At 40.3% G+C, this 12,167-nt stretch carries 13 protein-coding genes; 11 read left to right on the plus strand and 2 right to left on the minus strand.

The window, feature by feature from the left end; genetic code table 11:
* From LW728_RS21990 to LW728_RS22000, 3 genes are all read left to right on the plus strand, one after another.
* On the plus strand, positions 1-271 hold a 271-nt coding region (locus LW728_RS21990), incomplete at its 5' end, for a hypothetical protein (protein ID WP_287768282.1).
* Positions 258-476, plus strand: a complete 219-nt coding sequence (locus LW728_RS21995; RefSeq protein WP_287768284.1) for a hypothetical protein — start codon at positions 258-260, stop codon at positions 474-476. The genes LW728_RS21990 and LW728_RS21995, both read left to right, overlap by 14 nt.
* Positions 477-591: 115 nt before the next feature.
* Positions 592-837, plus strand: a complete 246-nt coding sequence (locus LW728_RS22000) for a hypothetical protein (RefSeq protein ID WP_287768285.1) — start codon at positions 592-594, stop codon at positions 835-837.
* A gap of 216 nt (positions 838-1,053) precedes the next feature.
* On the opposite strand, the gene LW728_RS22005 is transcribed toward LW728_RS22000, so the two are convergent.
* The gene (locus tag LW728_RS22005; RefSeq protein ID WP_287768287.1) at positions 1,054-1,620 is read right to left on the minus strand and encodes a hypothetical protein; all 567 of its coding nucleotides are present in this window, start codon (positions 1,618-1,620) and stop codon (positions 1,054-1,056) included.
* Positions 1,621-1,685: 65 nt separating this feature from the next.
* Positions 1,686-1,820, minus strand: coding sequence for a hypothetical protein (locus LW728_RS22010; protein WP_287768288.1), 135 nt, complete (start codon positions 1,818-1,820; stop codon positions 1,686-1,688).
* Between the two features lie 124 nt (positions 1,821-1,944).
* On the opposite strand from LW728_RS22010, the gene LW728_RS22015 reads away from it, so the two are divergent.
* The 8 genes from LW728_RS22015 to LW728_RS22050 form a co-directional block, all read left to right on the plus strand.
* A complete protein-coding gene (locus LW728_RS22015; protein WP_287768290.1) occupies positions 1,945-2,472 on the plus strand; it encodes a hypothetical protein in 528 nt (175 codons plus the stop codon).
* A 582-nt stretch (positions 2,473-3,054) separates the two neighbouring features.
* The gene (locus tag LW728_RS22020; protein WP_287768291.1) at positions 3,055-3,900 is read left to right on the plus strand and encodes a DNA adenine methylase; all 846 of its coding nucleotides are present in this window, start codon (positions 3,055-3,057) and stop codon (positions 3,898-3,900) included.
* Positions 3,901-3,920: 20 nt separating this feature from the next.
* On the plus strand, positions 3,921-4,202 hold the full coding sequence (locus LW728_RS22025) for a hypothetical protein (RefSeq protein WP_287768293.1): 282 nt from the start codon (positions 3,921-3,923) through the stop codon (positions 4,200-4,202).
* Positions 4,199-4,453, plus strand: coding sequence for a hypothetical protein (locus LW728_RS22030; RefSeq protein ID WP_287768296.1), 255 nt, complete (start codon positions 4,199-4,201; stop codon positions 4,451-4,453). The genes LW728_RS22025 and LW728_RS22030 overlap by 4 nt, the downstream gene beginning before the upstream one ends.
* On the plus strand, positions 4,446-4,706 hold the full coding sequence (locus LW728_RS22035) for a hypothetical protein (RefSeq protein WP_287768297.1): 261 nt from the start codon (positions 4,446-4,448) through the stop codon (positions 4,704-4,706). Before LW728_RS22030 ends, LW728_RS22035 begins: the two co-directional genes overlap by 8 nt.
* Positions 4,707-4,729: 23 nt before the next feature.
* Positions 4,730-6,376 (plus strand): RNA-guided endonuclease InsQ/TnpB family protein, encoded by a 1,647-nt coding sequence (locus LW728_RS22040; protein WP_287768300.1) that lies wholly within the window; start codon positions 4,730-4,732, stop codon positions 6,374-6,376.
* A gap of 539 nt (positions 6,377-6,915) precedes the next feature.
* Positions 6,916-7,287, plus strand: coding sequence for a hypothetical protein (locus tag LW728_RS22045; protein ID WP_287768302.1), 372 nt, complete (start codon positions 6,916-6,918; stop codon positions 7,285-7,287).
* On the plus strand, positions 7,280-12,167 hold a 4,888-nt coding region (locus LW728_RS22050; protein ID WP_287768305.1), incomplete at its 3' end, for a coiled-coil domain-containing protein. The genes LW728_RS22045 and LW728_RS22050, both read left to right, overlap by 8 nt.

Raw genomic sequence — 12,167 nt, forward strand, 5'->3', positions numbered from 1 at the left:
GGCAGAGTTAGGCGATTGGTCTGCTTGCGCCGTGGCAAAAATCCTAGAGGTGGATCACGTCGTAATTCTTCGGGCAATTTACAAAAAGGATCTTAAAGCCCGTCGCTATACCCACCATTACTCAATATCTCCCTCCGCGTTGCTTAGATTTTTGGATAAGATTAAATCTATATCGGGCTATAGTCAACTTAAAAATATCCCCCAAGACACGATTGATTGGATTATCGAATGTCGTGATGCTGCGTACTGGGGGGATCGTGAAACACATTAACGATTGCCCAGGGCTTGACCACGATCGCTGTCGAGTCTGTGGCTACGTCCCCACCGAACATTATCTAAATTATCTAAAAGACCAAATAGATAAAGCCCAAAAACGAACCAATAGGGGAGAGGGCAAAGAAATTAAAGACCTTCAATCCCAACTAAAATTAGCAACCGCAAAACACGAAAACCATCAATGGACAATTTCAGGCTAAAAACCAGACGGAAAATCAAAGAACAGGAAAGGCAGGATCGGGTTGATTTCTGGCTAGGGTTGATTCAAGCTCTCCTGATATTGGCTCTTCTTACCTTTTATATATCCTTTCTCCTGTGGAAGCTCTCACAATGAAGCGAGTCCCGATAGATGAAAAGATTTTAAGCTTTTTGGCTACTCAATACGAGCCAGTGACGATTAGCCAGATAGACGATGAGATAGACTGCTACCCCAATATAATCGCGTCTTATCTCAAGGATTTAACGGAAAAAGGTTTAGTCGTGACCTATGACACTAAACCTAAAACTTTTTCTCTGGCTGAACTTTTAACCGATTATCAGAAAAATCTAAATAGGGGCTGATATTTTAGATACACTATCCACCCGCACCATGAACCTCAAATCTTACCCCCTTACCTGTTTTAGCCTTCTGATGCTTTCCTGTTCTGTTTTTGCTTTTGTAGGGGCTCCAGTGTCTTCCCTTTTGTCCGTGGTTATTTATCTGGTTGCTGCTCCCCACGCTGAAGGGTAGCCACAAAAAAAGAGCCTTATGGCTCTAATGGTGGGGAATAATTACCCTTATTCCTCTTCTATGACATCTCCAAAATCGTCCCAGTCGGAATCGTCATTGCTATTCAACTGTTGTCGTCTTTGTTCCTGACGGATTGCCGACTCTTCCTTTTCTTTTTTGCGGGTTGCTAAAAGTTCTTCTACCGTCACCCCTTGAAAAAATGCGGCTGCGGATAGGGCTTCAGGGTTGCTTTCGTCTTGCTGTTCTGACCATGCCCAGTAAGAATGACCCGCTAGGACGGCTTGCATATCAGTATAGGCGGTGCGCCCAGGCTGATCCCGATGGTCAGGGATAGTCACCTCATAAACGTCTCCGATGTTGTCATAATCGCAATTTATAACCTTGAGTTCCGTCCCGCTAGTTGTGACGTACTCCCATCTTTTGGTATATTTGTCGGGAGCTTGGAGGCTTATGGTCAGACTAGATTTACAATATTGCCAGCCTTCGGAAAAAGTACGACTTTCCTCGTAAGCGAGGATAGAATGAAATAGATTATTGTACCAATCTAAATGAGTGTTCCAAGTGTATTCTAAAAACGCGATGAATTGCTGCTGAGTTAATTCGTAAGTAGCCATGATGTTTGTCCTCTATGTTTATGTTTGATTGGTGGTTTAATTGCCCCTTGCGGGGCTTTGCTGGGTTAGACTCTGCTTAGAAAGAAAGCCAGTCTTTTTTCTGTCTCATTCTTCATCTCTTCTTCTTCTTTTCTTTGTGCTTTGGTTCGTCCTGTGAATTTCGTCCATTTTTTAACTTTGTCGGTTTTTTTAGGTTGCATTGCTTTGTCCTCTGTCTGTGTTTTTTCTATATCCTTAATATCTCATAGTTTATTTAATTTGTCATACGTGAATATACTGAACTTTTTTAGATTGGCTAGAATTAGGATAAATCCCTTTAAGTCCATGCCTAAAGCCGATCTCCGATTAAAAGTAACCACAAACCCAGGGCTAATTAAATCCGATATCCTCAAAAGAGAGCTTTATGACATTTTTATTGACCTACTCCTAGACTTGGCAAGCGAATTAGAGAGCGGTTCCTACGTGGGTGCCTCTAAAGCCAAGGGTAAGCCGTCATTAGCCGAAGGGTGGGATATTATCGCCCCTAGGAAGTCTACTATCGGATTTGAGATAGGAGCGTCGATAGTAAATCGCACTCCTGCGGCACTCTATCGGGTGGTTGGTCGGGGTGAGGGTAAGTTCCCACCACTAGAACCACTAAGGGAATGGGTAGAGGTGAAGTTAGGAGAGTCTGACCCTAAAAGGATTCGTACGATCGCTTTCTTGATTGGGAGGAAAATAGCCAATCAGGGAACTAATAGATTTAGCCAGAAACGGAACTATATAGGGCTAAATGCAGACGGGACTCTAACTCAAGACTCTATCGTGCTTGAATATCAGAGATTGATAGAGGATGCCCTAAAAAGGATATAGGCATTAAAAAAAGATATGGGCAATAAAAAAGAGCCTTTCGGCTCCAAAGATTGAAACAGGGATAAGTCAAGAGACTATCAAATCTCTGTTCTGCCACAGCCACGCAGAAACATCTCCCGATAACTCAATCCCTGCGGAGTGAATGGCTATGATTAGGGTTGCCATTGTGGATGCTGGCATGTCTCTTAACCCTAGGGACATTTGCCCGTCGATCCGCGCTGTCTGGTCAGCATGGGCAATTCCGTACGCAATCTCGGAGTATTGGTTTTGGAGCCGATAGACAGCATCCAGAACCCATTTAGAGGTCTGAGACTTTGTAGCCTTGGATTTTAGCCCAATGGCTTTTTTTAGGAAAGAAAGATTAGAGCGAGAATTAGAAGCAGCCATTAGATTGTCCTCAAAAGTTTGTATTCTTAATATCTCACTATCTCATTTATTTGTCATCAGTAAATATACTTAAATCCTAAGCTTTAATGAACGAATAGGATATCCGTATTTATACAGATGACAGTTTATTGGATAGGTGGGATGATTAACAGTAGTATTATAAAGAGGTACAAAAACGATAAACGCATAAAACTAATGGCACAGCTACTATCCTACTACGGAGGCAAGCAAAGAATGGCGTGTAAAATCATTCCTTTGATTGAAAGCATCCCTCACACGGTTTACGTTGAGCCATTTTGTGGGGGTGCAAGCATTCTTTTTGCAAAGTCCAAAAGGCTAATAAACGCTAATAGCAGTTACCGTGAAGTAATTAACGATACTTCTGATTTTTTGATCAACTTTTACCGTGTTGCCAAAACACGGACACAAGAGTTAGTCGAATTGATTGATGCTACCTTGTATTCAGAATCTGACTACAAAAGAGCCAAGTTAATCAATAAAAACCCATCTGATTATTCAAGCCTCGACTTAGCTTGGGCTTGTTATCTTTTGTGTAATCATTCTTTTGCTAGTCAAATAGGGCGGGGTTGGGCTTTTAGTAAATATGGAGAAAATACCGCGGTCACTTTTGAGAATAAGAAACGTGATTTATTTAGTCTTTGCCAAAGATTAAACGGAGTTTATATTAGCTCTCAAGATGCTGTAGACTGTATTGATAGATGGGATTGTCCCGATGCTTTATTCTATTGTGACCCACCCTATATCGGTACGGACATGGGACATTATAAAGGATATTCTTTAGAGGATTACAGCCGATTATGTGATAAACTTTCAAATATTTCTGGCAAGTATATTTTGTCTAATTATCCGCAGGATATAGTCCCATCAAACTACACTCAGAGGCTAGAGTTTGATACCGTACAAAGTGCGAGTAAGAGCGAAAAAGGCTCTGCTAACAAAGACAACAAACGGACGGAGGTATTGTGGATCAAGAGAGAGTCTGCTACCGATATAAGTCACTTGCCAATATTCAACCATTAAACAAACAGGAGGAAACAAAAATGAACCATGAAAACGAATTTAATCACGTAGCGTCTATTTATCAAGCACTAACACGGCAAATAGAACGAGTCGCGGTAATTGATGATCGCGTAAAAAAGCTCGAAGCTCAAAACCTAGACAAAGACCAATTAATTGAACTCCTGTCCGATGAGAATAAAAGGCTAAAAGAGGAGATGTTTGATCATCTTGCAGCGATTGAGGAATTAAGGGAATTGAATAACGAATTAGATAATCAAGTCGAAAGGCTATCTAACAAGCTTAATCTGAGGAAATTAAAATGAGCCATGAAAACGAATTTAATCACGTAGCGCATATTTATGCCGCGCTAAAATATCAACTGGAACGAGTGACAGCAATTGATGAGCGAGTAGAAAAGCTCGAAACCCAAAACCTAGACAAAGACCGATTGATTGAACTACTGTCTGATGAGAATAAAAGGCTAAAAAGTAAGGTCGAGGAGCTAGAAGCGGAGGTCGAATGTCCTCGCTGTGGTACGGTATTTGATATGTGGACAAGGGGGCATAATGATTAAAACTATCTACATCCTGACAGCAGGAGAGTGCGAGGATAAAACTACTATCGGAGTATTTGACTCTATAGAACTAGCCTCCTTTGCTAAAGAGCAGTGGGACAGGGAAGCATATTGGGATAAGGAAAAAGCCGAGATTGAGGAACACTCTTTAAACTACGACTGGAATCTAGAGAAGTTTCTAGATGAGCTAGATAAGCCAATAAATGTAATCGATCCATCCACTCTGTCCATCAGGTGGCATGGTGTCGAATAATTCAAACAAACAATGAGGACAACATGGAAAATATGACAAGGGTAGTTAAATTCAGGCTAACCCTGACTGAGAATCAGCAGTCATTAATTGACGAAAAAATGCGGCTATTGAAGTATCTGTGGAATTTAGCCGTAGGATTACAAGAGGAAGTTAATCAAAGGCGACTAAGGGATAAGTTCGAGTTTAAAGAATTTTCCCCTGAGTTCTGGGAAACTTCTTATCTTAGTCTTTATTCAAGCTTCCCTCATATCGAAAAATTACCCAAGGACAAGATAAAGCTATTGGCAGGGAATCCTTGCTGCAAAATAGCCTATCTAAAGAACAAAAAGGAATACGTTTTGCTTAAGCTAGAGGAAAGGAAAAAACGCCCATATCTAGGCAATCCTGACGCTAAAAAGCACACAACTAAACCCCCTGATAAGGAGGATCTTAAAAAATATTTTTATCCTGATTTAGCTGATAAAATATTTGAGATTGGATCGGAGTTCAGGGGGTGCTTTTATCGCTATGTTATTTCAAAAGCGTTTGAGACTGCAAAAAAAGGCATCAGAGGATTCCCTAAGTACAAAGGAAAGTTAGACTCAGTACAAAGCTTAATAGTTGGGCATCCTACCCTGATTAAAGTTCGAGATGGGGGAATATTCCTTAATAAGCAGATAGGGCTGTTAGTCATTGACGATATTAATCGACTACCAAAAGAATCCGACGTAAGGATGGCATCTATAGTTAGAAAGGCATCTGGCTATTATTTGCACCTTACAATTAATCTCCCTGTTCCTATGCACTTTCCTTCTGACAGACAGATAGGAATTGATGTAGGCTGTGTCAACCTTTACACCGATAGTGAAGGAAGGCATATTGAGACTAAGGCTTACTATCGGAATAAAGAAAGAAAGATTGCTCACTTACAAAGAAAAATGGCAAGGCAAGAAAAAGGTTCGGCTAATTATCTTAAGAGCAAAGAAAAATTAGCATTGCTTCACGAACAAATTAAAGACCGTCGGGCAGGGTATCTACATCAAGTTAGCCACAAATTGACTCAGAAGTATTCCCATATTGCCATGGAGGATTTGAAGCTTAAAAACATGACTAAAAGAGCAGGAGTAAAGGAAAATGAGGATGGCACTTATGCCCATAACGGAGCTTCTGCTAAATCAGGACTAAACAAATCTATTTTAGATCAGGGGATTGGGGAACTCAAAAGACAATTAATCTATAAGTCTCAAGAGAAAGGAGGGCGAGTAGTTTTAGTTAATCCTAAATTTACTTCCCAGACTTGCTTTAATTGTGGGCACAAGCACAAGGATAACAGAAAGTCTCAATCCGAGTTTATCTGTGTGTCCTGTGGCTATTCTGCAAATGCTGACGAAAACGCAGCAAAAAATATCTTGACACTTTCTCTTATTAGTAGTACGATAGGTGTATTAAGGAGTTCGCTTCTTAGCTACCCTTCCTTGTTAGGGAAAGCAGTCAGTTTACTGGCTTACGTCTGTGGAAGTCCCAAGGGTACTTGTGAAGCAGAAAGGGAACGGAGCGATCCACCCATTAACCCTCCCGTAAAAGGGGGCAACTGCCTAGACAACTTTAGTACCTTGACAATTAAAGATCCTCGACATCAATCAGAGAAGGTATCTCAGCCTATTGATTCGGTTCAATTAACCATCTGGTAATTGGATCGGTGCTTACTCTCGCAACCTTGCCCTTAATTCCTTTCGTGGCTTGGCTTTGAGAGAAGCCCCCGACAAACGACTAGAGTTGTCTAGGCAGTTGAAGGTATAAGCATACCATAGACTTTCCAAGATATGGTGTGCTACTCCGACAAACGACTAGAGTTGTCTAGGCAGTTGAAGGTTAGTATATCGAGCGATGTACTCAGGACGGCATTTAACCCGACAAACGACTAGATTTGTCTAGGCAGTTGAAGGTTAATGCCCGACAAATAACTAGAGTTGTCTAGGCAGTTGAAGGGTGTGCAGTAGACCTTATACTCTTCTCTTATCAATTCCAACAATCGACTAGAGTTGTCTAGGCAGTTGAAGGCTAGATTTAGACGCTCTAGTAGGTACAAAGGTCAAATTCCGACAATCGACTAAAGTTGTCTAGGCAGTTGAAGGGGCAAAGCCAATCAAAAAAGAGGATATCAGAGATTGGCTTCGTTCTCTGCTTGACTAAAAAGATGGTACACTGGGGATAAATACCTAGTAGTACCATGACGACTATAAACATTAAAGGCAAAGAATACGAGTTAAACACACCTATCCCCGCCATATCGCTTTTACAAGTAGTAAAGTACCTGAAAGCGATTAGTTTTGACGGAAGAGAGATTTTAACTCAGGATTTAGACAAAGCAGCATCCTACCACTTTGGGCTAATGCTCAAGAATCCTCCGTTAGAATATTTTACCGAACAGGGAGTCAGAGGATTGTCCATTACTGAAATTATCACGGCTTTCAACGAACTAAGTCGAGCCCAAAATGATGCTACGGACGCTAAATCAGCCACTATCACAGTAGATCCCAAGGATGCCGAAATAGAAAGATTAAAGCTAAAACTATTGGAAAAGGAGCAATCTAATGGCTAATGGGATCGATATTTCTGCAAATCTAGTTCTAGATGTTTTGGATGCTGAGAAAGCACTTCAGGGCATCTCAGTAGATCCAATTGAACTACCCCTTGCCCCTATTAATACGGGGGCAATTGAAAAACAACTCAAGGGATTATCTGGGGAAATAAAACTAGATGCTATATTTGATGACTCCATCTTTAAAAAGACGGCGGAGTCATTGGGAGCAGAGATTCAATCCACATTAGACAGCCTAACCCTTGATAGCGATAAGGGTATCTTCGGCTCTATAGCGTCTGGGATAGGAAGCGTTCTAACTCTACCTCTACGGCTTGCGGGCGCGGGTTTAACTACCGTGTTACAGGGGGCAATCGGGGGGATCGGATTCCAACTTTCTCAAGAAATATCAACGGGATTATCCCAAGGGCTACAAGGGGAATTATTGGGTATTGGTTCGTTTGATGTCATCGGCAAATCCATCGGCAAAAACATCGCTAAAGCCGCGAGAGATATAACTGGGGAACTTTTACAGGATTTTAACTCTAGTCCGTTACAGCCAGCAGTTCAAGGTTTGACCGATAGACTCCAATCGGCACTAAAACAATTAGAAGGTGAAATACTCCTAGCGTCTAAAAGTGCGTCTTTTGTGGAAAGACAGGCTAGATCCAAACAAAAGCAGCAAGCCACGGAACAATTAGCTGTAGAAGGACAACAGGAATTATCAGTAGTTCCTCAAGTCCAAAAGCAACTTAGGCAGATTCGGGCTAGGATTGCCACGGTAGAATCTGGCGATCTTCAAAAAAGAATCGACAAACTAAATGAACTTCAGCAACAATTAAAAGATTCGGAAACTAGGATCGCCGCAGTTCAAGATATAGGTTTAAACCCTGAAAAGATAAAAGCCGCGATAGCAGAATTAGAACAAGAGCAGGAAGAATTAAATACAGCATTAGAACAAGCATTAAAGTCTCAAGATGTAGGGCTTATCCGAGAGATAGGAAAGCAGTCCGATTCAATTCAATCCATAAAATCCCTCTTGGTAGGGATTCAGTCTGGGGAAATAAGAAATCCTCAGTTTCAAGAATTAATAGCCCAAAGAAACAGATTAAAGTCTAATGTTGAGTCTTTAACTAAAAACATCGAGACTAGCCAGAATGAACTCGTGGTATTGAGGAATCAATATAACGAAGCTTTTAATAGAATTACCAACCCTCTATTTATTCGTCAATTACAAGCCCTAGGAGTGCAAACGGGCAAGCAATTACAGGAGTTAGTCGCTAAAGTTCAATCTTTAGCTAAAGAAGAAGCGTCGGGCGTATCGGCACAATCATCAATTAATCCTGCTATATCGGCTCTATCTGGTCAAATCGAGTCATTACAGGAGAAAAGGAATCAATCGGTAAGAATCCTATCTGAACTGCTTCAGAGCGATGATATAGCCAGAACAGTAGAGCGAATTGTTGAGCAGGTAGGTCAAGAGCAGACAGTTCTCAATGACGCTCTATCTGCATCAAAATCTAATGCTAATGTTCCCACCGCGCTATCTAATTCTATTAAGAGATCGTCCCGTCTTGGTAATCAAGTCAAGAGATTAGAAGATGCCATAATTGCGAGAAGAGAAGAATTTAAAAAGATAACTGCTTTTGTTGGGGTAGATCCAGAAGCCGAGATAATATCTAAGCAATTAGAGCGTGAAATCATTGACTTAACAAAACAGCGTAATTCCGTATCTACTGAGCTATCAAGGCTGTTAAATAGCCAGTTTGAGTTAAGCTCTGAATTATCAGGAAGTGAGGCGGGTGCGTCGCAATTATCCCTAAATCTGCTTAAACAATATACTCAAATAAGCCAATCGACTCAAAGGGAAATACAAGAGCTAAGAACTCAATCTAGAGCCATCTTTGAAAGAATAGATGCGGCGATTTCATCTGGGGATAAAGTAGAGACTGACCGACTTAAAAATATAGCTAAGGGATTAGTAGATAGAATAACTAATCTCAAGCAGATTGATAGTGCGATAACCGACAGGATAGCCACTATATCGCAATCTCCATCAATAACTCAAGCCCAGTCAAATACTGCTATCTACCAAGAAGCTAGGCAGTCAATAAATCAATTAGAACAAGAGTTAATATCCTCTATTGGAGTTGAAAATATTGATGATGCTGTAGTCACTCAAATTAAACAGTTGTTATCCACTGTTCAAGCATCAATACTAGAGCAAAGAAATCTAGAAAACTTAACCAACAAACTTAAATCTGTTGACACGACTCCCGCCATTGACCGCGCTGGTTTTAATACATTAACCGCTCAGATTAACGAGAAATTGACTTTCCTAGTTGCCTCTTTACAAAAAAGCTCTAAAGAGATTGGAACTACAGTATCTCAGGTCAGGGAATCTCAGTTAAAAAACTTTTTAAGAGTTGTCAACTCGTTTGAATCGGATGCTCAGTTACAAACAGAAAGGTTAGATGTTCTCATTCGAGAATCTCAAAAGATAGCTAAAACCTATCAAGATTTATCTAAGGATCAAGACTTGTTCTCTGGGGATAGAGAAAATGCCGAATCTATCGCTAAAGCAATAACTGCCAGAATAGAGCAATATAGGCAAGCACTAGAAACCATCAAATTAGGGGCTGGTGACAGACAGACTCAATCCCAGTCTATAAGAACCGCGGCACTTAGCTACAAGGCAGTTTTAGACCAATTAAATAACGTCGTTAATAAAACTCAATCTGATACTGCCAACAATCTACAGGTATCTGCTAATGCAATTAAACAGCAAGTTTCTGATGTGGTTCAAAAAGCATTTAGCCGATCAGGAAGGAATACGGATCAGGTCATCGAAATATCGCCCGAACTGACTAATGCTCTAAATGATTTAATTCAGAAAGTTAGTGGAGCATCTGGGGTAATTCTAGACAAAATTCCTGAAATAGTAGGAATAGCAGGGAAGAATACCAGCTTTGCTGTAGAGGATGACCTAATAATCCTATCAGAAAGATTGGTCAAGGAAGCCGAAAAAGACTTTAGCGAATTTGGCAAGTTATCCACTGAATTTATTTTTACTTTATTCCATGAAGCTAGGCATATAGTTCAAACCACAATCACTAAAACAGCTAACGGACTAGATGAGGTCAATCATAGATTAAAAAACTTTACTATCAAGGCAGATGATGCCGAAATAGCGAGACAGGCAAGCTTTTCTGAGTCTTCGGTTAATAGCGTTTTGAATCAGCTAGAAGCACAATTCAAACAAGAATTAGCTTCACTTCAATCGAGCGGCGCATCTCAAGACAAAATAGCCGAATATACCAGAAACAAAGCAGAGCAAATAAGAAAAGCATTAGAACAGGCTAGGCTTGTAGAACAAGATGCTAATGTTTTTGCCGAAAGATTGCTGTCTAGAAGTTTTGGCATTGAGGGGGGTGATGTTCTTTTAAACCTAGATAAATTAATCACCCCATCTGAAATCAAGGTAATTGATATTAATGACGACGTTAAACAGTTGCTGACCAGACTGCAACAAGAACTAGCTACACTAACAAGAGCGCAATTAAAAGAAGTAGCACAAAAGTTATCAATAGCGGTAAAATCAGCCGACAAAAAAAATGCTCTTATTGACAAAATTTCTAGCAACATCCCTGCCGAGTTAGTCCGTGCTACGGCTCCATTATCGGCGCAAGTACAGGAACAAGTAAGAGAATTAGGGGTATTTCTATCACGTGCTACAACTCAACAGATTCAAGAGATTAACGCTAGGACAAGAGAGTTAGTCGCTAGTGGATTAAGCGATGGGAGTACCCCTAGATTAGGGGAATTAGCCTCAGAATTAAATGCTAGTAAAAACGCCGTTTTAATTGCATTATCTAGCGAGATTGAAGACTCGACAAGAGATTACCTAAAAGGGCTTCTGTTAAGCATTCAAAAGCAACAAAAAGCAGTCGAAAACAAAATTACTGTACTGCGATTTGAAGAAATAAATCAAGCAATAGCATCTACTGTTAATAAAACAGTAACTCAAACAGTATCATCTATTGAGCAGATAGATCCAGAGTTAGGAAATATCGGAGAAATACTTAAAAAAGGTGTTAATTCAATATCTGAGTCAGTCAATGATATAATCAGAAAAATATTAAGAAATGCTAATCAACAGGTAGAATCAACTACTACTATAAACTCTTTAGAAGCTGACATTGAGCTAGAATCAGCCAGAAAAGAGATTCGATCCAAGAGAAGGAACAATATCCCTAATTCCGTTCGCAACGTGAATGCGGCTGTCAGCAAAGTAGAGGAAGATGTTGCACTGAGAATGGCGAAAATAGAATTAGAATTAAACAATGCTACAAGTTCTGATTCTGTACTTGAACTGAGAGCGGCATTACCTAAAACCAATAATGCGATCGCCAAGTTTGAACAAGCTCAAATAGATATAGAGAAAAAAATAGTAAAAGCTCAATCCCCTAGTGGCGTATTTGGGCAAATAAATAAAGTAGCCAATAGTGTTAAAGATACTGCCAATCGCTTTATCGACCTAAACCCCATCGTAGGGAAAAGTATTGGACTATTTAAAGGCTTGGGGCTTGCTGTAGCAGGATATATAGCAATAACAACAGGGTTCGAGACTTTAGTAGAAATAGGCAGACAAACCCAAGAACTTACAGTTAGATTTGAAAACTTGACTACCTCAATTAATTTTGTTAGTGGAGGGTTAGAGCAGGGAGCTAAAAACTTTAATGCGATCGCCAAGTCAGCTAGGGATCTAAAGGTTGCCTTAATACCTGCCATTGAAGGTTATACGCTACTAGCAGCAGCAACTCAGGGAACTAACTTAGAGAAAGACACAATAGGCATATCTAAAGCGATTCTACAAGCAGGGAGAGCCTACTCGATAACAA

Source organism: Microcystis sp. 49638_E5, assembly GCF_021300285.1.
GTDB lineage: Bacteria > Cyanobacteriota > Cyanobacteriia > Cyanobacteriales > Microcystaceae > Microcystis > Microcystis aeruginosa_C.